The sequence below is a fragment of the Acinetobacter sp. TY2 genome, assembly GCF_046269225.1.
Taxonomy (GTDB): Bacteria; Pseudomonadota; Gammaproteobacteria; order Pseudomonadales; family Moraxellaceae; genus Acinetobacter.
This window is the reverse complement of record NZ_JBJZOR010000002.1, coordinates 106,447-132,531: the sequence shown is the minus strand read 5'-3', so window position 1 is coordinate 132,531 and position 26,085 is coordinate 106,447. Positions and strand designations below refer to the sequence as shown.

The window sequence follows — 26,085 nt, the reverse complement described above, 5'->3', positions numbered from 1 at the left end:
GTATTTGATTAAAAAACCAAACGCTATGTTTGGTTTTTTTTTGAGATTTTAACGGATTTATGGTTGTGTAATGTGTTGAGAATAACCTTTGATAAAGGTTAAATAAGCAGAAGATTGTTGACCATCAGCTTTTAGAATTGGACGCTCTATATCACCTTTATCTGTAATAAGTTTCAATGAAATTTCTTTACCACTACGGAAAGAGTTTAAGAAACTGACTGGGACAATAATATAATTTGAAGATAGTTTCGTACCATTTTCAAGTGTACTATTCTCTGTTGCAGCAATCGTTGAATAAGCATAAGGCTGACCATCGACATTAAATACAAACTGTTGAATATTATATTGCTCAGTATTTTTAATATCGGCAGTAATTTTAAAACCATCGCGTTTTTCTTCATTCCAACGCATTGCAAGTTCAGGACAAACCTCGTTGGTTTCACAGATTAAAGGGCCTTTTGTCACAACTTTGAGAGAATTTGGAGTAGCACATGCCGTTAATAAAAGTACAGATGAAAGAAATGCGAGCTGAATTTTCATAAATTTTCCTGAGTAACATGGATCTTACTGTTATTGATTGTTATAACAATGCACTGAACTTGTTAAATTTACCGTTTAATGCATAAAAATGGAATAACCAATCTTATTTTAGTGGTCGAATTATGAATAAAAGTCAACATTTAGATAGGTAGGAAATAGAAAAGCAGCATTCTGACGAATACTACTTTTTATTTTCTTATTAATGAGAAATAAATAGTATCAATTATTGTTTATAACCACGCATAAAGACTTTATAACCACCAGACTCACGGTTACTATCTAAAAGTGCACCACTCACATCACCTTGATTTGTATTAACGGTCATGGTGATAGTTTTACCTCTTGCTAAAATAGTTAAAAAACTACGAGGAACTGTGACGTAATTAGTTGAGTCAATCAGGCTAGAGTTTTGAAGCTTACGATAATTTGAAGGTGTTGTTGGAGTATAGCTATAGTTTTGACCATCGATATTAAAGTTAATTTTTTGAATATCATACTGATTAATATGAAAAATATCTGAATACAAGTTGTATTGTCCCTCTGAGCTTCTCCAATCTACAGAAAATTCTGGGCAAACAGCATTAGAATCACAAAGTGGTGATCCTGATGTTTCAGTGCGTCGAACCGTATCTGAAGGATTCATTGAGTTACTTAAGGCGTTGGTTGTTGGTTTAAACCATTTACCAGGGAGTACCACACATCCTGTAAGTGTTAAGCTGCTTAGTGACAAAGTTGTTAGCATAAGTATGCTTGAATATTTCATTGTTATGACCATTTAGTTTTTATTCACAATAATTTATCATAAAAATAATAAAGTGAGAACTGGTTATCTTTAATTTGTGTTAAAAATATCCATTTATGTTTGTATTGTTTAAATTGTTTTTCGTTAAATTATTGAAATTAAGCTATAAATTATATTTATCATGTTTTTTGATTCGATTCCTAATATTTTTAATTTTTTAATTAAGTGTGACACTTGATTAAGTTTTTATTAAATTTGGCTAATTATTTATGTTAAGTGATAGAGAAAATGGTTCATTTATGATTTGTACGAAACTAAATTATTAGATATTAAATAGTGTTGGTTGATGCCTTTTAAAGACTAATTGCGGAAAATCTATACGAAATCAGTAAATCAGGGATTTTTTATCAGTAAAATAATGCTATAAATGAAAATAAAGCGGATATGAAAAGGAGTTAAATTGATGAAAACAACAGTGAAGTATGTTGTGCTGAAAAGTCGAGAATATCAATTGGGGACTCCACTCTTTGAAGAAAGTCTAGATGTTGATCAGCACTATTTTGATCAAATTCCTGATGTTATTCACTATCAGCAGCATGATTTTAAGGTCAAATCTAAAGAGTTAGTGCGTAAGCAAATTTTTGATGATTTCGAAGAGTCACAAAGTATTTTGGTCAAAGTGATTGCGTTAAACTAAGTTACTCTAATTCATCACAAAGCAATGATTTTGAATTGTTTGTGAAAATTAAAAAACCCCATCAAATGTGGGGTTTTTATTTTTAAACGATTATTTTACTTTTTAACAATAAATACAGGTAATGTCGTTTGGCTTAATACATCTTGTGCAAAACTACCAAGTAACCATTTTTGGAAGCCTTTACGACCATGTGAACCCATGACAATCAGGTCTACATTTAATTCTTCAGCTGTATCAATAATAGTTTCTGCAGACACCATGCCTTTTTTTATTGAAGTTTCAATGTTGACACCTTCAACTGTAGCAATTTCATTCACTTTTTCGAGTGCTTGCTGTGCATTATTATAGGCTTCTTTGAAGTAGTCTTGAAGCATACCAGCTGTATAGTAAAAATCTGCACCTGAAAATGGATCTTCAGCAATGACGCTAATTGCCGTAATTTTACAATTGAAGGCTTTAGCAAGTCCAACGGCATGTTTTACTGCCGAAAATGAGATGTCTGAGCCGTCTACAGGGACTAAAATATGCTGATAAGTCATAATGATTTCACCTCTTTGTTTATTGTTCCCTATATTCATAACATATAAAAAGATATGATTAAAGTAGCTAAATAGAGTACAAAATTTATTTGAAAATTAATGTGAAGTAGTTGGATAAATTTTCAAAAAATGATTCATTTCGATATTCATTTTTCAAGAATGATTTTAACTAAAAAGTATGAATCAACCAAAATATAGTTGATGATATTTAACAGCAGCGGATTAACGTCTAAAAAGCTTTCTACGCTTATTTTAGGGTTGATAAATTTAAGAGAAAATAACTCATTGTTTAACAATCATCACAGGTAAAGGGCAGATGCTGAGAACTTCTTGAGCAACACTTCCTAAAACAAGTTTTTTAAGCCCTGTACGACCATGAGAACCCATCACAATCAAATCTGTATTTATTTCATCTGCAATATTGAGAATAGCCGTTGCCGTTGAAACATCTCGTGCAATGCGAGTCGTTACATGAATGCCATGTCCCAATAATGTTTGTTGCAGATCCTCTAAGCGACCTTTAGCATTTCTTTCAGCAGCAAGAATATACTCAGTAATAGATGGTGCAACTTTATAAAAATCTACGCCAATCATAGGATCTACAGCCAACACACTCAAGATCGTGATATGACTTCCAAAGGCTTGAGCAATTTTTTCGGCATGCTCAACAGCGGCATAGGAAATAGGAGAATCATCTATTGGAACAAGGATATTTTGATAACTCATATATATTCTCCATCATTGTTATTTCATTAGTCATAACATGGAATAAGAATATAGTGGGGAGTTGATTTGTTAAATTTTAATTGGTTTAAAATAGATCATAAAAATAGTGTGATTTATGTAACACAAATAAAAATATAATTGTTTTTTATCACAAATAAACTAGAATATATTTATCAAGTAGCTCGTTGAAAAGAGAGGTTATTATGATTCTTTATGATGGAGAACAAGTATTCCCTGAACAGGCAAATAAATTTAAAGTATTCCTAAAAGATTATCTTGCTAAACGTGGCGCAGCTTACATTTTAGAAGAAAAGTTTTTTATTTATGATAATGATAATGATGAATTTTTAGAACCAAAGATTCAAGAATTTTATGTACTTTGGTCTGTCGTTCCACATTAATAAATATAACCGCCAAATTGGCGGTTCTAAATTTTTGAAAGTGCTAAAATAACTTAAAATAGATGCATATAAAATAACAAAAATGAAAATATGAGGTATATACTCAGGCTAAGCCTTTGATCCTGAGTGAGAAGATAATGCCGAAAAATTTTGTCATCCGTTTTGCAGTTCTACTGTTTATGACTTTGTTGGTGATTGCATTGGGTATCCATTTTATGCTTTCGAAAGAAGTTACAGTTGTTGCATGGATTTTGATGTTCCCTATAATTATGGCTGTACCAATTTTAGCATCTGTACTTATGGCGAAAGATGAAGAACTAGAGATTTCAATGCATTAAGTTCGTGTTGAATTTGAAGTTGTTATAAAAGCCTACAGATGTAGGCTTTTAATTTAGTTATTCGTATAACACCTACTCTTATTTTTTTGGTTGTTTATTGATCCATGGCGATCATTTTAAATACAATAAGTAATGTGAAACTCTATCTATATTTACTCAAATCGTTTATTCTATCTGCATCATATTAGAATTATAAATTTTATCGTGTTTACTGATTTTGTTTCGTTGTTGATTTTCTCCATCGTTCTATAAGACGTTTATATTTTAAAAGTTATTTTCTACTATTATTTAATTTTTTTGAGAGAAATGTATGTCAGATATCACTACTGGTACTGTTAAATGGTTTAATGAAACTAAAGGTTTTGGTTTTATCGCTGCAGATAGCGGTGAAGACGTTTTTGCACACTTCAGCGAAATCCAGTCATCTGGTTTCAAAGTTTTAAATGAAGGTCAACGTGTTCAATTTACCGTTACAGCTGGTAAAAAAGGCCCTCAAGCAAGTGGTATTACAGTTATCTAAGTCTCTCTAGATTTAGAAGCTAGGCTCATCGTAAGATGGGCTTTTTTATTACTTATCGATTATTCAAAGTGATTGGGGCTTTATCTAAATCTAAAAATTATGGTTCATGTAAAATGAAGGCGTGTTAAATGAAATCAATTTTACAATTGTTAGAAGTATTTAGTGATACTTTCTTGGGACGAAAACAACGAGATGTGATGCACTCTTCGGTTGCGACTGCTTCTGACTCAGATCGTAATATTGGGATTGCCAGAGATACGATGATGATTAGTCCTAAAGGGATTGAAATGATTTGTCGATTTGAAGGCTTACAGTTATCTGCTTATGATGATGGCGTAGGCGTGTGGAGTATTGGTTTCGGTACGATAGTTTATCCAAGTGGTACAAGGGTTAGAAAAGGTGATATTTGTACACTTGAGCAAGCAAAATTTTATATGTCACATGATTTAAAAAAATTTGAACATGCTGTTGATCAAGCTGTAAAAGTTTCAATTGATCAGAATCAGTTTGATGCATTGGTTTCGCTGACTTATAACATTGGTGCAGGCGCATTTCGAAATTCTACTTTACTTAAAAAGTTGAATGTTGGTGATTATCATGGTGCATCTGCACAATTTGATGTTTGGAATAAGGCGAGTGGGCGTGTTTTACAAGGGCTTGTGAATAGACGTTCTGTTGAGCGTACGTTGTTTGATAAAACCTAGTGTTTATATGTTGAATCATTTTTAAAGATATAAAAATTATTTCTATACCAATAGGCCCAAGTGGTATAAGTTACATTTTTTAGAATCAAGATTTGTTGTGGTTGTGATGGAAGCATTTGAAGCAAAGAAAAATGTATATTTTAATTATGAATTTGATGAACTCACTTTGGATGAAGATGATTTTCCTGATGTGATTTATAAATCTTTGGTTGGTTTGCTTTATAAACATGTTATTGAATATCCTGATACTACGTATTGTATTTATTATCACGAAGAATTAGCTGGAGATGAATTACAAAAGATTAAAAATGATTGGATGCGTTATTGCCCATTGGATTAATCTCAGTTTCTTTAGGATATTTTAATTGGGTTTTAAACCGCGCTTTATTTTTAAAAAAATTAAAAGCCCTCATTGAGGGCTTTATTATTTATTTATGTTTTGTGTGAATCAAATCGCTTAAGTTATAACCTTGGTTTTTAGCATGATCTAAGAACTCGGTAGCAATGGCTGGATCAAGTGTTGGGGATCTGCTCAATAACCATAAGTATTTTTTGTTTGGTGTGCCCACTAATGCAACTTGATAGTCTTCATCTAATTTTAAAATCCAATAATCACCTCGTCCGACAGGTAACCAACGAAGCGCTTTTGGTAAAAAACTCACTTTTAGTTTAGAATTTTCTGGGCTATTTTGTACTGATGCTTCACCAATCGATTGCTGAAGTTTTCCATCTTTGTTAAAGCATTTATTATCAACTTTAACTGTTCCATTTTCATTTAACGAGTAATTTGCAGTTACGTTGTAATCACATTTTTTTTGAAAATATAGCGGTTTACGCGCAATTTCATGCCATGTTCCTAAATATTTATTAAGATCAACTTTTGCTACAGTTTGTACTTTTTCATCACTAGCATATGCTAATGTAGCCATGCTCAGGAATGCTATTCCAGAAATAAGGGTAAAAATCTTAAATGTATTGTTCATCATATAGCTCGCATATTTAAGTACTTAATAAATATATCGAGTTTGAATAACGATAGGGATGATGTATTGTAAATTTGTTTACAAATCATGTAATTTTCTCATTAAAGAATTTACTTTATGATTTTTATATAATGTCTACAACTAATCTATTGGATTTATTTTTGATCTGCTAAATAAACAAATGACTACAATCTTATGTAACCTTTAATTTTTATAAGATATTGAAAATGCAACCATATTCAACCGATGCCAATCCATCAAAGACTAAGTAGATTTTGCTTTTTTATAATACAAGCATGAATTAACATTGATTAATAAATTTATATAAAACAATATATTGTGTTGTATTTTGACTCATTATCTAATTGGTTTCAGACCTCATGTATATTCTTGAGAAATTCTTTTAAATAGATTTTCTTAAAATATACTGAGTTTTTATAAAGATGAGAATTAATAAGTAAAATATAGATGATTTAGATTTTGGCGAAAAAGGGCAGAGTATTTATCGTGACGCTGTCTTAATTGGTTTTATTATACGAGTCAGACCTATAAGTAAAACATTCTTTGTCGATAGGAAATATAACAATGAACTTTTCCGTACCCTAAACTGTTTGATCGACCTTCACATTAATATTTCAATTGCATATATAAACCATATCAATATCAATAGGGCGAAGTGGTGTAAGTTACGTGTTTTTAAGATCGAGATATGTTGACTGTGATGAAAGAATTTATCATCAACTTCAACTATTCTATCTTCATTTAACGATAAATTAGATCCTCAAAATGTAAATCTAAAATTATTTCCATTGATGTGCTAGGTTATATGGTGCTTAGCATCTACAATTCACGTTTTATCCAATGAGATTCTGTTTTGAGTAGCGAGACGCCTAAACTTCAGCGCCGTTTAAAGAACCGTCATATTCAATTGATTGCTATGGGCGGTGCAATTGGCACAGGCTTATTCTTAGGTTCAGCACATATTATTCAATCCGCTGGTCCATCTATCATTTTAGGTTACATGATTGGTGGCTTAATTGCATTTTTGATTATGCGCCAACTTGGTGAAATGATTGTACATGAACCCGTTACAGGTTCGTTCAGTTATTTTGCTTTTAAATATTGGGGACGTTTTTCTGGCTTTTTGACGGGTTGGAATTATTGGGTTTTATATATTTTGGTAGTAATGACCGAGCTGACGGCTATTGGGAAATATGTCAGTTATTGGTGGCCTCATATTCCTGCTTGGACATCTGTATTGTTCTTTTTTATTGTGATGACCTTTGCTAATTTAGCCAATGTAAAGCTGTATGCGGAGTCTGAATTTTGGCTATCAATGATTAAAGTCCTCGCAATTATTGCAATGATTATTTTTGGTATCTATTTGCTAATGACGGCAGATGTTGGCTCAACGGCTTCTATTAGCAACTTATGGGCACATGGTGGATTTTTCCCGCATGGCTTTGAAGGCCTATTTTATATGTTGGCTTTTATGATGTTTGCTTTTGGCGGAATTGAGCTGATTGGGATGGCTGTTGCTGAAACAGAAGATCCCGAAAAAAATATTCCTAAAGCGGTGAATCAGACAGTTATTCGGATCTTTTTGTTTTACATCTGTTCATTGGCTATTCTTTTGTCTTTGGTACCTTGGAATCAATTAGATTTAGGTGGTCTAGATAAAAGTCCATTTGTACTTATTTTTAAGCAAATGGGCATTGATTGGGCTGCACATTTACTTAATTTTATTATTTTGACAGCATCAGTATCTGTTTGTAATAGTGGTATGTATGCCAATAGTCGTATGCTACTAGGCTTGGCAGAGCAAGGTAATGCACCGCAAATTTTTAAGTACGTTACTAAACAAGGAACTCCTGTTCCTGCTGTTTTATTTTCAGCATTGCTTATTTTTGGTTGTGTTCTGCTTAATTACTTTGTACCTGAAAAAGCATTAAGTTACCTGATTTATATTGTAGTAGCAGCAGCAGTATTGAATTGGATGATGATCAGTTTAATTCATTTAAAATTCAAAAAAGCGATGAAACATCAGGGCATCAAGACCAAATTTCCAGCGTTATTTGCGCCATTCACCAATTATGTGGTTTTGGCTTTTATGTTAATCATTCTTTATATTATGTGGAGTCAGGGTTTTATGCTGTCGGTATTGATGCTACCCGTATGGATTTCACTATTATTTGTTATATTTAAGTTGTATCAAAAAGCCCTCAACTGAGGGCTATTTCGAGCACCATTATGTTAAATGGAGCTTTTTACTTAGATTGTTGCTCATCTATAATGATAATTTGTCACAAGCTGAAAATTTAGTTGGAGTTACAAGAAATCATTCCATACCCATTGTTATAACAAGTAGTATTAGTCGATCTAGGTTGACTATTTAACATCTGTAGCTCTAGTTGCCTATTCTGTTGATACATGTATAGCTGTTGGTCAGTCATCGCATCTCTGTATCCAGTATCTTGGCCTTTTTTATTTACACACATGATGCGAGTCTTAGAGATTTGTCTGCCTGCTTTACAAGATGAGTCTCCTGCTAAGTAGTAGTTCCCATTTATATAATTTGGGGTAGCACTCATACATCCACTAAGACCAATAGCCAATAATCCCATTAAAATAAAATTTTTCATATTATTTAATCCATTAAGTTTAATAAATATTATTCTCTAATTTTACTAATTTTTTATTGCTATACAAAGGTAATCAAATATAAATAAATGCTAAAGCAAAGCGATTTTAAATTTGTCAATTTATATTGAGGTTTAAGCAATTTATCTAAAATTAGCACAATACGCTTTATGGGAAATACTCGATATTTCCTCATAAGCATCAATATTTTATATGAGACCATGATAGGGTTCAGCGCACTATCATGGTTTGTTTGTGACTATTCATGGTTGTGATTCGATTAATAGAACAAAAGCTGTTTGAGAAAGCCCTCAGTTGAGGGCTCATTTTTTAATGATGAGAATGCTGAATTTTGGGTGTGTCTCCTGCGAAAGGTCTAGCTTTACACATCTCTAAGCTTTCATTTGGATCACAAATACGTACATCTTGCATCATTCCTTGGTCTTCATGATCAAGAATGTGACAATGCAGAACAAAATCGCCAAGAAGATTATTGTCATATTGGGTACGTGTTATGACGGTATATCCTTTAGGGACAAAAATAGTGTCTTTCCATACATGCTTCAGGTTATTAAATTGAACATCATATTGACCTCCATTAGAGGGATTGCCGGAAACATCTTCATTTTTCTCATTTAATATTTTTTGGATTTGGAATGGATTTACATGAATATGAAAAGGGTGTCCACCTAGAGTAGATGTTAAATTCCACTCGTCGATGTAACTGCTCTCATCAGTAGTTTTAAAATTTAGATAACGTACATCTTCTTGTTTACCTGTGTATGCTTTACTATTTTTATCATCATTGATTTTATTGCTAATTTCAAAAGTAGGTTTAGAGCTAGTATTAATATTAAAATTCAATTCTTGCTTATCATTTTTTACTTGTTCATTTTCTAGGGATTTGTATGGTGCAAAAGCTGATAAGTCATTTTTTGCAATTTGATTTATGATTTGAGTAGGTAATTTCTTCAGTTTTGCTTGATTCGCTAAATAAGCTTGAATATTTATTTCACGTTCTGTGGATTTTTTAACATCAACCCAACTAATCAGTTTTGCATATAGTTCATGATTTTCAGATAGTTGCGCTTTCAACTTATTATAAATATTTTTATTAATTTCATTTTTATCATTCAGTTTTGTATCAAAAACACAATATTTATTTACTGTTGGGAAAGAGATTAAAGCATCTTGGCGATAACCAGGTTGTAATACTGATAGCTTAGTTGGTTGAGTCTCTGCCATAGTAATTCCGTCATGGGCAAAGGTGTTAAAATTAATAGATTTGAGTTGGTTAAATCTCGTTATTTTTTCAATGTCCTTATTTTCTTTGTTATCAATAAATTCACCATATTCACGGCATTGTTGAATAACTTTATCATCACTAAAATCGGCTGAATTTGGTAGCTCTTTGATAATTAAACCAAGAGTATCTCTAATTCCTCCATGAATCATTCTCCAACGAGAAAATTTATTTTGGGTCATTTCTAATTTACCCAAGACTAATCCATTAATTGATGTATAACGTGATGATTTAGCCCAAGATGATGGATCTTTTAATTCATTATAATCATCAATTTTGCCATTCTCATTATATTGAATCTGTTGAAACATTAGGATTTTTTCATCTGCGTCTTTCAAGAGAATATCAATATCACCGACTTGGACAATATTATTATTTTCGAATTTTGGAAATCTATTGCCTTCAACTATAAGTGTGCCAGCCATACCACTAGATACTTGTAGTGCTGTTGAACCATGTAGATGCGGATGATACCAAAATGTGCCTGCAGGATGGTTTTTAGGAATTTCAAATTGAAATGGTTGTGACGTATTCGGCTTTATATTAATAAAGACGTTATCACTTGCAATACCGGTATCTTTGGAGTCAGGTTTTTTAAAATAACCCGGATTTACAGCTAAACCGTGAGTATGTAGGTTTGTATTATTAAAACAATGAGGGGTGTTGTGATCATCTTGTTTTTTGCATTCGTCATTATCTAATTTATTATTTAGTAGAACTTTTAAAGATGCTCCCGGTTGGATTCGAATAGTGGGACCAACTAGAGAATTATTTTCTGTATTTTGACTGCTCCCGTCAATATATTGTCGAAGCTCAACTTCATCAATTTTTTTAAGACTTGGATTAAAAATTGTGCTTTTTTTCATTTGAACATTGAGTTCTAGTGGCTTTCCATTGGGACTTTGTTGGAACTCATTTGGATTAATAATAACCACTGATTTTGCATAAACTGTGGGTGAAATACTTATTGAAAGTGCTAGCATGTTAAAAAGCAAGATTGTTAATTTTGGCTTCATGAAAACTCCACTTTGATCTAAATTATTGAAATAAATATAAAATTTATAATATCTGTGTTTTAATTATTATTCAATTTTTACAGTGGAAATAATAATGAAAAAAATTATGATGGGATTTGGTGTCGGAAGTCTTCTTTTTTTTATGCAAGGAACAACTTTCGCGAATATTCAAAGTTATGAAAATTTTTCAAAAAATCCAAAAAATATACAGATCTTAGATAAAGCATTTGACGAGATGAAAAAGCGTAATAATGCTGCTCATGATTCAAAGGATTTTAGGACGAGTTTACAATATTGGGCAAATATACATGGTTATTTTGCTGAAGATCTATCAACTGATCCAAATGCAAAAGCATTAAAAGATACTATTAAAAATAAAGTAGGGAGTTGTTTTAGTGAAGCTTTCAAAAATAAAGCGAAAGAAGAAATAGAACTCTGTATAACGTATACGACATACTATACGGCTATTCGTAATCAAACCGTTTTAGATGATAAAATTGCACAAGATGTTTGGGGGACTTGCCCACATAGCTCTAAGGATGTAGCTAATGATATGTTTTTACCTTGGCATCGACTCTATCTACATTTCTTTAATAAAACACTGAAAAAAGCGAGTGGAAGTGCTGAGTTCGTATTGCCATATTGGAAGTATGAAGATAATTATGATGAAGAAAGTCTTTCTGTAGCTTTGCCAACACAATTTACTGAGCAAGATAAGTCAATATATAGTCAATATCGCACTAAGGGCTTAAATAAAGGACAGCAAAGCATTAATGCTTACATGAATGGAAAAGGGGAAGGTGTTGATATATTAGGTTCAGAGGCATTGAAAGCTGAAAAGTTTTTTTCAAATGAAAGAAATGGTTTTTCAAATTTAATTGAGCAAGATCCGCATGGAATGATGCATTGTGGAGTTGGTGCTAATTGTATTGCTCCTTATATGGGAGTTGTTCCTGCAGCAGGGAATGATCCAATCTTTTATTTACATCATCGGAATATTGACCGATTATGGCAAAAATGGATGGAAACAAAAAGTAAAGGAAAAGAAATTACACTTGAATGGGCTAAGAAAAATTTAGGGATGGATCCTGCATGGTTTGAAAAAGAAATGAGTTTTGTGGATGAAAATGGCAATAAAGTTACTGTAAAAGTAGCCGATGCATTTAGCTCTGAATATATGCCTAAATATGAAGAACTCGATTTGAAAAATACAGAACACTCACTCGGTGCGCTTAAAGCAATTTCAAGTCCGTTGGGTAGTCATGAGAGTTTTGATTTAAAATCAACAGCGATATTGGGTCAAATGCCCGATAAAATTAACCTTGCAATACCTGCAAAAAATTTAAAATCTAATCTCAATAATAAACCTGCAGAAAGTTTTTTAAAGCTTGAAAATATAGAATTGAAGAATAATCCTCTATTAACCTATGGTGTTTATTTGGTTAATAAAGAGAACTCTAAAAAGAGTTATTTAATGACATTCTCATATTTCGGCGTTGATGAAGGAGGTCACGGCCATCATTCAGGGGCAAAGCTCAATGATGTTGAATTAAATATTTCAGATAATTTGCAAGAAATTGGAGCGACTAATTTTGATCAACTTCAACTTATTTTCAGGCCTACAGATTTAACAACAAAACCAGTATTCACACAACAAAATGATGCTGGAATAACCATTGGGAAAATCTCTTTTTATTCTAAGCCTTTAAAAGAGTAACGACCTATATAGTTCTAAACTTAATATTATAAGCACAAGCTAGAGTTTTTTTGCTTGTGCTTTTTTGTCTCTTATAAGAATTTTAAAAAATTGATTTATACAAATCAAATATTAGAAAGTGAATCAAGATGCTCTATAAAACTATTTTCTTTACCAACAGCATTAACATGATCAAAATAGTTATACCAACCACTGGCTTTAATACCATTAAGTAAGACATCACAAGCTTCTTTATTAGGGAAATGCCAAACTGCTAAAAACTGATGCTCGCTGCTTTGATCAACTTTAGATTCGATTTCTGTTAGTGTCAGAGCCTGAACTCCTAAGTCGGAAAGTCCACTCATTGCAGTTCCTACATTATTTAAAAATTGTTTCCTTTCTTCTAGTGACAAAGCTTTCCACTCTGCATTTGGAGTATATAGTTCAATAAGATAGTGCTTCATAATGATTCCTTGTTAGTCAGGTTGATAGATACTTTTTCTAGCAATGTGCTTAATTGATTTCTTTCTTGTAATGAGAGGTTGCCAAATAGGTTGGCAATCCAACGACTATGTTGGTCAAAGACTTTTTTAGCTATCAATTTGCCTTTTGATGTGAGCTGAATAGTTAATGCACGACGATCTTCTATGTTTGCATGTCGCTCTACTAATCCATCACGCTCTAAGCCATCGAGCAAACCTGTTACAGTTGCACGAGTGATTCCTGCTTGTTCTGCTAAAATTTTAGGTGCAACTCCTACTTCTGCTGCATCTAATAAGAATAAAAGAACAAATCTGCCTTCAGATAAATCATGGATGGCAAGTTGACTTGCACAATCTCTATCTATGTTTGAAGCAAGTGAAAGTGTTTTAAAACACAATTGTATACCTTCAATATCCGGTAAATTTCTCTTTTGAGCCTCACACAAAAGTGCTTTATATTTTTGATCGAGCTTCATTTGATTAGGTGTAATATAATAAGGTGGCTAACTATAATAACTAGTGCTTGAAGTTGTCAACTTATATAGTTTTAAATTTTGAAAATATCCTTGTGAAATACTTACTATCTAAAACTCAATTAAGCGCTATTTAATAATGACAATTAAGATTAAAAAACAATTACAATGATGAGAAAAATATTGGTATTCGTTGATTTAACTGGTGTTTGGGTGGGCATAATTCTATTTTTGTCATTCATTATTTTGGGTTTCAAGTGCTAGAACATGAGCAAATCGTCACTAGAGAGACTTTGTCGCAGCTTACTGAGTTAAAGCTCTCCGTCATTCATGATCATTTATGTTATTTGGTCGATAGTAGTCAGTAGTCAGATTATACGTGTACAGCGTGCTGTATTCATTCCGACATCTAAACATCGTGTTTCACGAATCATGTCTAAAATGGTAGTTCCTGACGGTACCGCTAAAATAGAAATTGGTGATGATGAAATTTGAATGCTTACACCACGTGAAGCACGTAACCATGGTAATTTAATGGTTGCTGAAGCGGTATAAAAGCTCATTACAGAGCTTTTTATTTGACCTCGTTTATGGACCATCGGTTTCGGTACCACAATTTATCCCAATGGTATCAAAGTAAAAAAAGGGGATACTTGCACTGAAGCACAAGCCAAAGCGTATATGGCACATGATTTAAAGAAATTTGAATCTTGGTGATTATAAAGCTGCAGCTGCTCAGTTCAATGTTTGGAATAAAGGTGGTGGCAAGGTGATTCAGGGTCTTATGAATAGACGTGCTGTGGAACGGAAGTTGTTTGAGAAAGCCCTCAATTGACGGCTTTCAGTAGAAATTTAGAAGCTATTTTTGTGAAGATAGATGATGATTTTCTAATGGTAAAACTTCGCTTAGATGCTCATTAAAAATATCCGTCAGCATGCTGTCATAGCGTATTGCATTGTATTCAAGTAAACGATTTGCTTCGGCTTGAGTAATAAAATTGATTTGAATTGCATCATGTATATGCTCTTCAAAAGTTAAACCTTTAAATAAATCCTTTGATTCCGACTTTTTAAATTTATCCCAAAGGTCTTTAATTTGAAGTAGGCTTTGGAATGCACACTCCATTCGACCTGTTACGTCTTGAGGATTAGTATTGTAATAGACATGTTGCTTTAATAAGTTACGAAAGGCGTTGTCTTCCATAATTAAATCACCAACCTGTTGCTTTAATTTATCACTTGGTTGCACTATTGGTCGACCGAATGGAAAACAAATAAACTTTACTAAACTAGCAGCTAATGGATAAGGGAAGTTATCAAATAACCCTATAAATGCTTCTTGTGCCTGAAATAAGATTTTTTCTAAGGCCAATTGAGCGTGACTTTGCTCTGCTTGGGTATGTTCTCCATGTTCATAAAACTTGAGGATAGACGTTGCAATAAACATATATGAGTGAATGTCTGCTAATCGACCTGATAGCATTTCTTTACGTTTGATTTCACCTGCTAATAAGCCTAAACACATATCGGCGGTGAGGGCGAAATTTGTACTGAAACGATTTATGATTTTGTAATAAGGAGCAGTAAAATCATCTACACTATTTGGTGCATGATTTGAGCCACCTGTAAAACCATAAGCTAAAGCACGAGCAGTTCGATTAAAGGTGTAACCTAAATGTTGATAAAGGATTGTATTCATTTCTTTGTGTGCAGTTTTTTTATAATCCATTTGAAGTAGTTGAAGCTCTTCAAATAAATAGGGGTGACAGCGCATTGAGCCTTGACCAAAAATCATCAATGAACGAGTAAGAATATTAGCACCTTCCACCGTAATCGAAATTGGAATGGCTTGATATAACAAAGCTATGAAGTTACGAGGCCCTTGTTGAATTGCACGTCCTCCGACAACATCCATACCGTGGTTAACTAACTTACGCATAGTTTCAGTGGCGTAGTATTTTGCCATAGCCGTCATGACTGCAGGTTTACCGCCTTGGTTTAATCCGCATGTGACCAAGTATCGGAAAGCTTCTAACATATAGGTATCACTAGCAATCTCACTAGTGGCTTCTTGAACACCAGTGAATTTACCAACAGAAATTGAGAATTGTTGACGAATTTTGGCAAATGCACCTACAGTTAAATAAGTCATTTCACCTGCCGCTGTAGAGAGTGCAGGAAGAGAAATACCGCGACCTACAGCCAAGCATTCCATTAACATACGCCATCCTTTACCTGCATTTTCAGCACCACCAATAATCCAATCAATAGGAATGAAGACATCTTTCCCCTCAACGGTACCATTCATAAATGGAGAACCACCAGGGTGATGGCGTGGCCCAACGATAACACCTTCATGAGAGGCTGGAATTAATGCACATGTAATACCATAGTCACTTTTAGTACTATCACCTAGTAAGCCTTCAGGATCATGAAGTTTAAATGCAAGTCCGACTACCGTTGCGATTGGAGCAAGAGTAATCCAACGCTTAGAAAAATTCATGTTTAAGCCAAGTACATTTTTTCCTTCAAACTCACCGTAGCAGACAATTCCAGTATCAGGAATTGCGCCCGCATCAGAACCAGCTTCAGGACCAGTTAAGCCAAAACAGGGAATTTCAGTACCTTTAGCTAAGCCTGGAAGATACCGATTTTTCTGTTCATCAGTACCATAATTAAGTAATAACTCGCCAGGCCCAAGTGAATTTGGAACCATACAGCTGACTGCAGCAGTGAGTGAGCGAGATGCAACTTTGCTCATAATTCGACTTTGTGCAAAAGCACTAAATTCTCGACCACCGTACGTTTTAGGAATAATTAAGCCCAAGAAACCTTTATCTTTAATAAATTGCCATGTTTCAGGGGAGAGATCCTGATTTGTGTGAATATCCCATTCATTTAGCATGGCACAGAGTTGTTCGACTTCGTTATCAATAAAGGATTGTTCTTGTTCGGATAGTTCAGGATAAGGATAAGTATCAAATTTAGACCAATCTGGTGCACCCATAAATAATTCTTTTTCCCACCAACTTGTACCTGCATCTAAAGCTTCACGTTCCGTTGTACTCATACTAGGCATTGAATTAGCTAACATTTTATAAGCGGGTTGAGTAATGAAAAACATTCTGAGTGGATCAATTATTAGTATCAGACTAATTAGAACTAATGGAATCCCTAAAATGAGCGACCATGGTGTAATAAATGCGGTAAATAAAGTGATAAAGATGATAGTTATTGAGCCCATTTTTCGTGAAAAAGAAAAATAGAAGACCGCCCATAAAGTTAAAAATTGAATTAATATGGCAAGGAAAAATAATATAATCAAGATCATACCCCCTTGATTGAGCTGAAGTTTAGTTCAGCATGAGAAAGTAGATTGTTAAGTTTTGAATGAGTTGTATTTATTTTTAAATGATACTTCTGCTATTTATTAATAAATAAAAACATTCGGTTCTAGTGTTTTAGCAATTTAAAGCTGTTGTATTCAAGTAGAAATATTTAGTATTTTGTCATTAATAAGTTAATTCTTAAATGTTTTGAATTTATAAAAAGACAACTGAGGCTTGTAAATCGTCGTGCTAAAGAGCTTAAGTTATTTGAGAAAGCCCTCAATTGAGGGTTATTTCACATAAGTGCTATTATATTAAATGGTTGCTTATTCAGATGAGTCTTTGTTCAACTTGAAATTATTTTTGCCCTACGTAAATTGTTTTTGAAATCCTTATTACGCTGAAGTGTAAAACAAACATTATCATTTATACTTAATTTACTAAAATCTAATTTGTACTCTTTGATATTATTTCGGAAATAAAATTCACTATAATCATCAAATTTAAAATAATATACCTCAGCCCTTTGCCCCCTAGAACTGGATGCTGGATCAAAACCATTATAAGTGGGAGGGGTAATAATTGATAATATTTAGTATAAAAATAGAGTGTAGGTATAATAATAAAATACCTAACCCATATAACAGTTTTCTAAAAATCAATAATGATAAAAAGAAACAAGTAAATAAAATAAAACTTATATAAGAAAAATAATATTAAATAGTTATCATAAAAAATCATCTGAGGTTAATGAAGATGAGTGTGATACAACAATACACATCACTTGACACAGCCTAAACCGAGACTTTATTTGGTTATAATAGTTTCCTAGTCGACTTCTCTTATCATTAGTTCCAAATAGGATCACTCATGAGTTAAATTTTCCTAAAATTAACATAATACACCTTATGCGAAATGTTTGAAAGTTATCTTTAAGTATCAATGTTTTAAATGAAACTATGATGAGGTTTAGCGCACTATCATGGTTCTTTATGATGACTTACGTTTGTGATTTGATCAATAGAACAAAAGCTGTTTGAAAAAGTCCTTAATTGACGGCTTTTCTTACTTCTTGATTTGATGTTTTGGAGGATTTGATGATTTGTTGTTAATTAATTTATTACCTTTAATCATCTTGGTTGGTGAATAGCGCGAAAACGAAAAAAAGTAGCTTTTAAATACAAATATGCTATTTTGAAAAAAATATTAAGATAATAACAATGACACTTAAATTCACACTGATTACGTTTTTATGTTTATGCGTCTCATATAGTATGTACGCTTATTACGACTATAGGGAAACAGGAGGATTCATAAAAAATTCTGCTGAATACAATGGATACCGTTATTTTAAAGACAACAATATCGTTAATCTAACAAGTTGTAAGGCAGTGAATAAGGAGTTCGGAGAAGAGGCATCCAAAGAATGGATGACAGGATGCAACAAATATTTAGAAATGAATAAGTAAAATCCCTATAAGATATTAACTAGTTATAGAGATTTTACTTAATGTTAAGATTAACAGCTTTATGCTATGTAATCTCTAGAGCGACCAGGTATCATAAAACTGATAAGTCATTGAGTGAAATAATTTTATAATTTTTAAACACAGAACAATAAGTCTGAATTGCTTTTGCTGCTAACATTGCCTCTGCTGAGCTACTAGCTGTTAGGTGTATATAGGCAGCATATCCATGATCTTTTTCTACAGCGACCAACCCAAATCCAGATCTAGTAATATCGGGACTAACAGCATAATCTTTAACAATTCTTAAGGTATTTGGTGTTTTTGAATTAAACTTAGTACCTCGTAAGTCTGTTATTAGTCCACCAATTTTGTAATTTTTTTGGCTGTTAAATGCATTATGAATTGATTTTAGATATGCTTTTGAGTGATGTTCTGGTTCAGAATATTCATATGTCATACTTTTAGGCATTTCGGGGTTTTTAACAAGAATATTAAATATTTTTCTTGAGGAAATATCGTTTCCAACAATCTGATCCAAATTAATTTCCAATTTTTCCTTTTGAGTTTGCAATTCAGATAAATTATTTTTAATTAATTCCAATTCATCTGACTTGCGTTGGATATCATTTTTATATTTATCTTCCATATCTGAAACATAGCTTAAGAATTCATTCAATTCTTTAGCTTTATTTTCGAGATCCTGTTGAGTTTTTAGTTGATCTAATTTGGATGCTGATAAATCTGTATTTAAGTTATTTAGTGATTGGTTTAAATCATTTAATTTTTCAGAAAGAATAATTTCATTATTTTTGCTTTCAGATAATAAGCTTTGAAGTCCCTCGAATTTTTCTTTGGCTTCAGTGTATTCTTTTTTATATTCAGCCTTTTCTTGAAGAGTTTTTGACATATCAACATCATAAGCAGCTTGCTTTTCGTTTAGCTCAAGAAGTAGTTTTTCTTGAGTTTTCAGTTGATCTTCAAGCTTTAAAGATTCTTGAGTTCTATTTTTTTCAAGATTTTCTGTTCGCAAAATTTCAGAATGTAAAAATTGCTTTTCGCTGTTAATTTTTTCAAAATTATTAGCATATTCAGCAACTTTTTGACTATACATGTCTTTTTCATTGCTCAGGTTTTGAATTTTGTTAGATGATTCTGTTTGTAGTTCGTTGAAACTGTGCTGAATATCATCTTTATCTATTTTCATTCTATGTAAAAGATTTTCTTTGTGGAGAATATCTTTTTGAAGGCTATCTAAAGAGGTTTGAAGCTTTCTATTTCTAAATACTAAATTTAAAGTATAAGTGAGTAAGCCTAATGCGATGATCCAAATTGGAAGTACAGGATAAAATCGCCCCCATGCTATGTATTTAAAAAATGTAAAAGCATTCATATCACCAAAGGTTGATGGTTCGCCTTTTATCCATGCTGAGAATGCATCAGCATAATCCAATACTGATAAAAACATTGCATTAAATGAGGATTTAACGAGGTTTTGGTGACGTGTTAGCTTAGAAAGCTTAATAGAATAATCACCTTGAAACTCTTCTAATTTTTTGGATACAACGAGTGCATCTCGATCATCTTTATGCCTTTCATTATTCCAAGATACTATTACTTTGTTGTTTTGTGTAAGTTCACCTGAGCCAGCTGGATTGAGTTCTTGAATGCTTTTAATAAGCAAAGACAAGCATTCATCTTGTGGGGCATATTTGAGACACATTTTATTGGTTTCAGATTTTGCTTTAAGGATATTTTCATACCCATACTTTCGATTTTTTTCTTGGATATCGTAGTATCTTTGTTGATTAAAATACGTTACAAAGAAAATAATCAATAATGTGATGAATAACGCTAGAGTTGAAGTAATTGTCTTATTAGTCATAAAGAACTCAAAAGAGGTTAGGGCTAGATTTATGTTATTTATTAATGTTCAAGTAGTATCATAGAATAATAAAATAATTTCAATTAATACATATATTTAATTTTTAAAAATACAATATTGCTATCGCAGTAATTATTAGCTTTATTATTGTTAGCACGCTATTTCTTCTTCGGGCATTTTGTGCCATTTCCACCTGGCTGGCAATCACATGCATGCCCATCGCCGTCGCTGTCTAAACTTTTCCAACCCGTTTGCCCTGACTTTTTGCGTTGTTCATAGCAAGCTTGTGCTTCTTTTTGTGTTTTAAAGTCAGCGCACTTTTTGGCATAGGCTTGAATGGAAATGAACCCCAAAACTAAAATGAGTAAAAAATTCATAAATTATTTTGAAGTCAAAACATTACGTGAAGTCTAGAACTCTTAGCTCGTTTGCTCAATGAATGTAGGAGTAAAGTCGTATGAATAAAATGGCATCGATTAGCTGAAGGAAGCCTTTTTTTATTAAATTAACCTTTAGATTGATATTTTTAATCTTAGTGTTGAATTAAATTTGTAATTTATGTATTATTGTTTAATACTGTAAAAAGTATTTACTCTTTCAATAATGAATGAGTAACGCAATAGGGTTACGAAAATGTCTAAACTAACAGAATTTGGAAAAGCAATTAGGAAGCTTCGGATTGATTACGATAGCAACCTTAATGAACTTGCGACTTCTATTGGTGTTAGTTCAGCTTTCTTATCAGCTGTTGAAACAGGTAAAAAGCCAATAAGTGCTGAATTAATTACAAAAATTACAAATGCTCTAGGACTGACGAATAATGAAGAAAAGCTGTTAACTCATGCTGCAAGCCAAAGTGTAGAAAACGTAACAATCAAAACGCATGATGCTGAAGAAGCAGAGCTAGCATTAATGTTTGCTCGACGTATTCAAGCACAATCGGTTGATTTGGCTGAACTGAGAAAAATCTTAGAAGGGAATTAATATATGACATCTGGTTGTTCAGTGCCTCGAGGGTATAAAGTTTGCCCTTTGAGTGCACAAAGCATCAAGGATAAAGCTCGTACAGTACGGGATAAATTTTTCAATTTATTACCAACTGATGCCATTGATTTGGTGAGAATTCTTGAACATACATTGCATCAATATAAGGTGACATTTGAGGTTAGAGAAATTCACGAGATGCCTGATGTTGAAGGGTGGACAAACCCAGATGCAGCATTAGTTATTCTACGTGAAGATGTCTATGACGCTTTATGTGACCCCACAAATCCAATGCATAATCGCGCACGTTTTACTGCTGCCCATGAATTGGGACATTTGTTCCTTCATGAAGGAGTTACTTTTGCACGAGGATCATTACCTACTCATAAGCATTTCGAAGACTCAGAATGGCAAGCTGATATGTTTGCAGCTGAATTTTTAATGCCAACAGAGGTTTGTATTGGATTGTCAATTGAACAGATTCAAGCTCAGTTTAAAGTTGGTTACTTAGCAGCCAAAAATAAATTTAATTCTTTAAAATGAAAAAACTGATATGAAAGTTATCTCTCATATCAGTTTCGGATAGTACACCCAAGGGCTATTCGGCTAACTCAGATGACTACTATAAAGCGTAAGGAACTTCATTGTAGATCATTTAAGTTAGCTTTTCAAATCTCCTTGGGAGAGGAGGTGAGTTATGTGCTTAAGAAGTTAGGTACTCAAGAACCGCCACAAGGCATGAAATGGATCTTTTGTAGATTCCGTAAAGTACGAGGCAATTCTGGCAAGGTGTTGGATGCGCATGAGTATGGTTATGAGGCGTGGGCTTTTTTAGTTCGATGTGCAGCTTAAGCAATCTAGTGCACAGGTATTCATACTTGTGTGCTTTCTAAAATTTACAATGGAGTTTTATTATGATTATCTATTACTTACTCGTATTTCAAAGAACAATTTTTATATTTTCCTTTGGAGTACTTTTTACGGCGATTTTAGGAGCGTTTTTTCAGCCTACACCATTTTGGTTGTTGGGTGAAATTTATATGGATATGCAAACCATTCCATTAATAATACAAGGATTTATTCCTTGGATTGCACTAATTGGAACTCTTCGAATTTCATTCGAAGTTGCTTTGAAAGACTTTAGAAGAAGACATTATATATAAAAGGTAGAAATTATGACTCTATTATCAAGTCAAGTAGAATCGCTATTACGCATCGGTGCAAATGTTGATTTATCAAAAACTGAATCTAGATATTTAAGTTCACAACTCGAGCAGTTTGCGAGAATTGCAAGTAGTAATGAAGCCCACTTAACAATTTCTGCTAAGGGTTTACTTAGTTCTCAACTAGAGCAACTTGCTAGGGTTGGCAAAAAATATATAACTATTGTCGTGTAAGGAATTCAAAAATGAACGATTTTGAAGAAGGTGATATAGTTTATTTAAAGTCAGGTGGTCCAGCTATTACTATTACTGAAGTTGGCGATGGTGATAGTGTTTGGTGTACTTGGTTTTGTAAGAATAATGAGCTGCAAGGACAGGCATTTACAAAAGCATCATTAACCAGAAGTAAGCCTGATAAACCTGTTGTTGTTTAATAAATAAAAAAAGCACCTCATGGTGCTTTTTTTATTAAATTTTGAATATAAGGTTGTAGACTTTCAGCGATTTTTTGAGCTTTGATTTCACAGTTCTCTTCATGAGATAGAGATGTATCATGAAATTGATTTGTATATTCGAATGCTTTTTTAAAAGCTCTCTCAAATTCTCTTTCCCTAGAATAGCTTATAGCTCTATCCATTATGTGGCCAAAAGAAAGGCGAACTGATTCCTGTTTATACATTTCATAGTTATTAATTTTTTCAATTTGATCTGGTGTGAAGTTTAAGTCAATAATTAGATCAATTTCTTTACCAGTCATTGGATTTATTGTATAAATTATTTGCTTAGTTTCACCTAAATAATTATTAGACATACAAGCAACAATTCGTTGATAACCAAAATATTCAATATAGGCTAATATTTGACCTTTTTCTTTAATTGCATGTATGTATACAGTGTGAAAGGGGCATCCTAATTCTCGATTCTTCACTAAATCATCATTACAATCATAATATCCAAAGTTGGGTTCCCCATCATTAACTAGAAAATTAATTGCTAAGTCACAGTCAAATGGATTGATGCCACCAGATGTGGCTAAAGCTAAAGCAGACTTTATTGCAGATCGTCCAGATTTCTCAGAATCAAAGGTAAAATTATGTATTATTGGTTCATTAAGATAACTATCTTTAAAAACTATTTGTTCCTGTAATGATTGGATTGTTTCTTTTTTAAATTTATATTTTTTCTCAATCCCTTTAAGCATTTTATTGGCTTCATTAACTGTTCTAGCTTGAATTGCTATATCGAAACTATTTTCCTCCTTTTTAATTATGCTTAAGCTTGGGTTTAATGCTTGGAATGTTCCATCTGAAAATTGTTTGTATTCTACTCCACTTATAGTTTTTACTCTTAATGGTGGAACTTCACCTCTATCTTTTATTATTCCAAACATAGTACAAAAAGGAGCAAATATTTTTGCTAGTTCTGAATCCCAATTTTCCCCAGTTTTGTTATTACAGTCATTACAAATAAAATTACGAATCTTTTTCTTACCACCAATTGAATTAGGGATAATGTGTTCCTTAGTATTATTTTCTTCTGTTATTTGAGTTGAACAAAGTACACATTTAAATTCAGACATTCATTACACTCCAAAGTATTAATTAACTTTCTAACTTAACTTAGATTTAACCCCAAAAACTACCTAAAGTTAATTTTCATCATTTTTTTTTGAGAGTTGTTTTCCACGTTGAATTTCTTCACGAGTTAAGCTTATTGAGTTTTCACCAAGCTTCTTCATAACAACTGATAATAATTTCTCTAAGGGCACGCTTTCTAAATCCCCAATTTTTTGTTCAAAACTTTGCTCCAATCTAGCCACAATATCCGCATTCATTGATCGATTCAGCTCTTTAGCCGATTCTGCAATACTAGATCTATGTTGCATGACAATATGCTCTATATGAATTCTGCTATAAAGGATCTATGCAAAAAGCATGATTTAAAACTGCCAGATTATGACTATGGGCATATGTTTGAACTGAACATGCTACCTCATCAAAGATACTTATTGTTGAAGTGAAAATTAGACCGCCTTAGGGCGGTTTTTTCTTTATAATTGAATAGATAGATTACAGTCTACAAATTTTATTACAATTCACAAAATTATTTTTTGTAGACTGATTTGTAGACTGTTGATCTGCAAAAGTAAACAAATGACTGCAATCTAATGCAACCTTTAATTTTTGTAACTAATTGAAAATACAAGTGAATACAACTATATGCAACCTATGCAAATCCAACACAGACTAAGTGGATTCTACTTTTTCTACTACTGTATTGTTGGTACATTCATGCCATATTGGAGCTTGTATTTGCAAGATCAGGGATTTAGCTTTGAGCAGATTGGCATACTTTCTTCAATTGCAATTATTACCCGATTTTTTGCACCTTTTATATGGGGGTGGGTTGCAGATAAGTCTGGTAAACGCATGCGACTTGTTCGTATTGCAACATGGATGGAAGCCGTTATTTGGTTCCTGATTTTTATTATTCCCAATGATTTTCAATCCGTTGCTATGCTCATGCTAATTTTTAGCTTTTTCCAAAATGCTATATTGGCGCAATTTGAAGGCGTGACTTTATTTTGGCTTGGTGAACGCCGTGCAGAGCTTTATGGAAAAGTGCGTAAATGGGGTTCAATTGGTTTTATTGTTGGTGTATTTAGTATTGGGGCATTGCTTGAAATTGTTGATATTTCAATGTTACCCATTATGTTGTTATGTATCGCATTTACTGCATTTTTATGGTCGTTTACAGTCAAAGAGCCACAAGATGCACCGCAGTCGCAGAAACAACTCGAAGCATTATTACCTGTTTTAAAACGACCTGTGGTATCTGCCTTTTTTTGCATTGAATTTATTATGCTTTTTGCACAAGCCCCATTTTATAGTTTTTATAGTAATTATTTAAAAGCCAATGGTTTTAGTACAACAAGTATTGGCTTTCTATGGTCTGTCGGTGTGATTGCTGAAATTATAATGTTTGCCTATGCAACATTTTTTCTGAAAAAATTAAGTTGGCGTGTCTTGGTAAGTATTTGTCTGCTGATGACGGGATTACGTTTTATTATTGCAGGATCCTTTCCAAATAGTTTTAGCGCACAATTTTTATCACAGACGATGCACGCCTTTAGTTTTGGATTATTTCATATGATTGCAATGCGGATTATATTTCAAAACTTTACCGCAGGTCAGCAAGGGCGTGGGCAAGCATTGTATAGCACGATGTGGGGGCTTGGTGTGGCATCTGGAAGTTTACTTGCAGGGCATTATTGGCAAAGCCTAGGTGGGGAGATGATTTTTAAATTGGCAGGTTGTTCAATCATATTCGGACTTTTCTTAGTAAAAGTATTACCTTCAAAAATACAAGTATAAGAAATGATGTAGATTCGTATTTAAAATCATATCGTATTTAAATTAAATACGATATTTTAGATTGAATTACATTGTATTAAATAG

The 26,085-nt window shown here is 32.8% G+C and carries 29 protein-coding genes and 1 pseudogene; 16 read left to right on the top strand and 14 right to left on the bottom strand.

Features of this window, described 5'->3' with window-relative positions; all coding sequences use genetic code 11:
- Window positions 1–57 precede the first annotated feature (57 nt).
- A complete protein-coding gene (locus ACK1JC_RS01800; protein ID WP_409510133.1) occupies window positions 58–540 on the bottom strand; it encodes a hypothetical protein in 483 nt (160 codons plus the stop codon).
- A 223-nt stretch (window positions 541–763) separates the two neighbouring features.
- A complete protein-coding gene (locus ACK1JC_RS01795) occupies window positions 764–1,303 on the bottom strand; it encodes a hypothetical protein (RefSeq protein WP_409510132.1) in 540 nt (179 codons plus the stop codon).
- 442 nt (window positions 1,304–1,745) lie between these two features.
- Between ACK1JC_RS01795 and ACK1JC_RS01790 the strand changes: the two genes are divergently transcribed.
- Window positions 1,746–1,979, top strand: coding sequence for a hypothetical protein (locus ACK1JC_RS01790; protein WP_409510131.1), 234 nt, complete (start codon window positions 1,746–1,748; stop codon window positions 1,977–1,979).
- Window positions 1,980–2,074: 95 nt separating this feature from the next.
- Here ACK1JC_RS01790 and ACK1JC_RS01785 read toward each other — a convergent pair whose 3' ends face one another.
- Both ACK1JC_RS01785 and ACK1JC_RS01780 read right to left on the bottom strand, forming a co-directional pair.
- On the bottom strand, window positions 2,075–2,518 hold the full coding sequence (locus tag ACK1JC_RS01785) for a universal stress protein (RefSeq protein WP_409510130.1): 444 nt from the start codon (window positions 2,516–2,518) through the stop codon (window positions 2,075–2,077).
- Between the two features lie 282 nt (window positions 2,519–2,800).
- Window positions 2,801–3,244 (bottom strand): universal stress protein, encoded by a 444-nt coding sequence (locus ACK1JC_RS01780; RefSeq protein WP_409510129.1) that lies wholly within the window; start codon window positions 3,242–3,244, stop codon window positions 2,801–2,803.
- Window positions 3,245–3,447: 203 nt separating this feature from the next.
- Between ACK1JC_RS01780 and ACK1JC_RS01775 the strand changes: the two genes are divergently transcribed.
- The 5 genes from ACK1JC_RS01775 to ACK1JC_RS01755 all read left to right on the top strand — a co-directional run bounded on the left by ACK1JC_RS01775 (window position 3,448) and on the right by ACK1JC_RS01755 (window position 5,547).
- On the top strand, window positions 3,448–3,645 hold the full coding sequence (locus ACK1JC_RS01775) for a hypothetical protein (RefSeq protein ID WP_409510128.1): 198 nt from the start codon (window positions 3,448–3,450) through the stop codon (window positions 3,643–3,645).
- Window positions 3,646–3,782: 137 nt separating this feature from the next.
- Complete coding sequence (locus tag ACK1JC_RS01770) at window positions 3,783–3,983, top strand: hypothetical protein (protein ID WP_409510127.1); 201 nt, start codon at window positions 3,783–3,785, stop codon at window positions 3,981–3,983.
- A gap of 310 nt (window positions 3,984–4,293) precedes the next feature.
- Window positions 4,294–4,503: a cold-shock protein gene (locus ACK1JC_RS01765; RefSeq protein WP_409510126.1), complete on the top strand. Its 210-nt coding sequence runs from the start codon at window positions 4,294–4,296 to the stop codon at window positions 4,501–4,503.
- Between the two features lie 128 nt (window positions 4,504–4,631).
- Complete coding sequence (locus ACK1JC_RS01760) at window positions 4,632–5,207, top strand: lysozyme (protein ID WP_409510125.1); 576 nt, start codon at window positions 4,632–4,634, stop codon at window positions 5,205–5,207.
- 106 nt (window positions 5,208–5,313) lie between these two features.
- Window positions 5,314–5,547 carry a hypothetical protein gene (locus ACK1JC_RS01755; RefSeq protein WP_409510124.1) on the top strand — a complete coding sequence of 78 codons (234 nt, stop codon included), beginning with the start codon at window positions 5,314–5,316 and terminating at the stop codon, window positions 5,545–5,547.
- Window positions 5,548–5,635: 88 nt separating this feature from the next.
- On the opposite strand, the gene ACK1JC_RS01750 is transcribed toward ACK1JC_RS01755, so the two are convergent.
- A complete protein-coding gene (locus ACK1JC_RS01750; protein WP_409510209.1) occupies window positions 5,636–6,190 on the bottom strand; it encodes a lipocalin family protein in 555 nt (184 codons plus the stop codon).
- 874 nt (window positions 6,191–7,064) lie between these two features.
- On the opposite strand from ACK1JC_RS01750, the gene ACK1JC_RS01745 reads away from it, so the two are divergent.
- Window positions 7,065–8,420 carry an amino acid permease gene (locus tag ACK1JC_RS01745; RefSeq protein WP_409510123.1) on the top strand — a complete coding sequence of 452 codons (1,356 nt, stop codon included), beginning with the start codon at window positions 7,065–7,067 and terminating at the stop codon, window positions 8,418–8,420.
- A 740-nt stretch (window positions 8,421–9,160) separates the two neighbouring features.
- On the opposite strand, the gene ACK1JC_RS01740 is transcribed toward ACK1JC_RS01745, so the two are convergent.
- On the bottom strand, window positions 9,161–11,149 hold the full coding sequence (locus ACK1JC_RS01740) for a multicopper oxidase family protein (protein WP_409510122.1): 1,989 nt from the start codon (window positions 11,147–11,149) through the stop codon (window positions 9,161–9,163).
- A gap of 94 nt (window positions 11,150–11,243) precedes the next feature.
- Between ACK1JC_RS01740 and ACK1JC_RS01735 the strand changes: the two genes are divergently transcribed.
- Entirely contained in the window at window positions 11,244–12,866 is a 1,623-nt protein-coding gene (locus ACK1JC_RS01735; RefSeq protein WP_409510121.1) for a tyrosinase family protein, read from the top strand.
- A 104-nt stretch (window positions 12,867–12,970) separates the two neighbouring features.
- Here the strand turns inward: ACK1JC_RS01735 and ACK1JC_RS01730 are convergent, their stop codons facing one another.
- The 3 genes from ACK1JC_RS01730 to ACK1JC_RS01720 all read right to left on the bottom strand — a co-directional run bounded on the left by ACK1JC_RS01730 (window position 12,971) and on the right by ACK1JC_RS01720 (window position 14,363).
- Window positions 12,971–13,309, bottom strand: a complete 339-nt coding sequence (locus ACK1JC_RS01730) for a DUF6616 family protein (protein ID WP_409510120.1) — start codon at window positions 13,307–13,309, stop codon at window positions 12,971–12,973.
- A complete protein-coding gene (locus ACK1JC_RS01725) occupies window positions 13,306–13,803 on the bottom strand; it encodes a MarR family winged helix-turn-helix transcriptional regulator (RefSeq protein WP_409510119.1) in 498 nt (165 codons plus the stop codon). Before ACK1JC_RS01725 ends, ACK1JC_RS01730 begins: the two co-directional genes overlap by 4 nt.
- Window positions 13,804–14,168: 365 nt before the next feature.
- On the bottom strand, window positions 14,169–14,363 hold the full coding sequence (locus tag ACK1JC_RS01720; protein WP_409510118.1) for a hypothetical protein: 195 nt from the start codon (window positions 14,361–14,363) through the stop codon (window positions 14,169–14,171).
- Between the two features lie 25 nt (window positions 14,364–14,388).
- Here ACK1JC_RS01720 and ACK1JC_RS01715 point away from each other — a divergent pair.
- Window positions 14,389–14,635: pseudogene (locus tag ACK1JC_RS01715) on the top strand (lysozyme); the annotation flags it as partial.
- Window positions 14,636–14,659: 24 nt separating this feature from the next.
- On the opposite strand, the gene ACK1JC_RS01710 reads toward ACK1JC_RS01715, so the two are convergent.
- From ACK1JC_RS01710 to ACK1JC_RS01700, 3 genes are all read right to left on the bottom strand, one after another.
- Entirely contained in the window at window positions 14,660–17,131 is a 2,472-nt protein-coding gene (locus ACK1JC_RS01710) for an acyl-CoA dehydrogenase (RefSeq protein ID WP_409510117.1), read from the bottom strand.
- 1,558 nt (window positions 17,132–18,689) lie between these two features.
- A complete protein-coding gene (locus ACK1JC_RS01705) occupies window positions 18,690–20,480 on the bottom strand; it encodes a hypothetical protein (RefSeq protein ID WP_409510116.1) in 1,791 nt (596 codons plus the stop codon).
- Between the two features lie 158 nt (window positions 20,481–20,638).
- Complete coding sequence (locus ACK1JC_RS01700; protein ID WP_409510115.1) at window positions 20,639–20,857, bottom strand: hypothetical protein; 219 nt, start codon at window positions 20,855–20,857, stop codon at window positions 20,639–20,641.
- Window positions 20,858–21,113: 256 nt separating this feature from the next.
- Here ACK1JC_RS01700 and ACK1JC_RS01695 point away from each other — a divergent pair, with 256 nt between their 5' ends.
- The 6 genes from ACK1JC_RS01695 to ACK1JC_RS01670 all read left to right on the top strand — a co-directional run bounded on the left by ACK1JC_RS01695 (window position 21,114) and on the right by ACK1JC_RS01670 (window position 23,061).
- Window positions 21,114–21,464 carry a helix-turn-helix domain-containing protein gene (locus ACK1JC_RS01695; RefSeq protein ID WP_409510114.1) on the top strand — a complete coding sequence of 117 codons (351 nt, stop codon included), beginning with the start codon at window positions 21,114–21,116 and terminating at the stop codon, window positions 21,462–21,464.
- Between the two features lie 3 nt (window positions 21,465–21,467).
- The gene (locus ACK1JC_RS01690) at window positions 21,468–22,007 is read left to right on the top strand and encodes an ImmA/IrrE family metallo-endopeptidase (protein ID WP_409510113.1); all 540 of its coding nucleotides are present in this window, start codon (window positions 21,468–21,470) and stop codon (window positions 22,005–22,007) included.
- A gap of 156 nt (window positions 22,008–22,163) precedes the next feature.
- The gene (locus tag ACK1JC_RS01685; RefSeq protein WP_409510112.1) at window positions 22,164–22,316 is read left to right on the top strand and encodes a hypothetical protein; all 153 of its coding nucleotides are present in this window, start codon (window positions 22,164–22,166) and stop codon (window positions 22,314–22,316) included.
- A 62-nt stretch (window positions 22,317–22,378) separates the two neighbouring features.
- Window positions 22,379–22,627, top strand: a complete 249-nt coding sequence (locus ACK1JC_RS01680) for a hypothetical protein (RefSeq protein WP_409510111.1) — start codon at window positions 22,379–22,381, stop codon at window positions 22,625–22,627.
- 12 nt (window positions 22,628–22,639) lie between these two features.
- Window positions 22,640–22,861, top strand: coding sequence for a hypothetical protein (locus ACK1JC_RS01675; RefSeq protein WP_409510110.1), 222 nt, complete (start codon window positions 22,640–22,642; stop codon window positions 22,859–22,861).
- A gap of 11 nt (window positions 22,862–22,872) precedes the next feature.
- The gene (locus ACK1JC_RS01670) at window positions 22,873–23,061 is read left to right on the top strand and encodes a YodC family protein (protein ID WP_409510109.1); all 189 of its coding nucleotides are present in this window, start codon (window positions 22,873–22,875) and stop codon (window positions 23,059–23,061) included.
- Between the two features lie 17 nt (window positions 23,062–23,078).
- On the opposite strand, the gene ACK1JC_RS01665 is transcribed toward ACK1JC_RS01670, so the two are convergent.
- Together ACK1JC_RS01665 and ACK1JC_RS01660 are read right to left on the bottom strand one after the other, a co-directional pair.
- Window positions 23,079–24,206: an HNH endonuclease gene (locus tag ACK1JC_RS01665; RefSeq protein ID WP_409510108.1), complete on the bottom strand. Its 1,128-nt coding sequence runs from the start codon at window positions 24,204–24,206 to the stop codon at window positions 23,079–23,081.
- A gap of 69 nt (window positions 24,207–24,275) precedes the next feature.
- Window positions 24,276–24,512, bottom strand: coding sequence for an Arc family DNA-binding protein (locus ACK1JC_RS01660; RefSeq protein ID WP_409510107.1), 237 nt, complete (start codon window positions 24,510–24,512; stop codon window positions 24,276–24,278).
- A gap of 334 nt (window positions 24,513–24,846) precedes the next feature.
- Here ACK1JC_RS01660 and ACK1JC_RS01655 point away from each other — a divergent pair, with 334 nt between their 5' ends.
- Complete coding sequence (locus ACK1JC_RS01655) at window positions 24,847–26,001, top strand: MFS transporter (RefSeq protein WP_409510106.1); 1,155 nt, start codon at window positions 24,847–24,849, stop codon at window positions 25,999–26,001.
- Window positions 26,002–26,085: the final 84 nt, after the last annotated feature.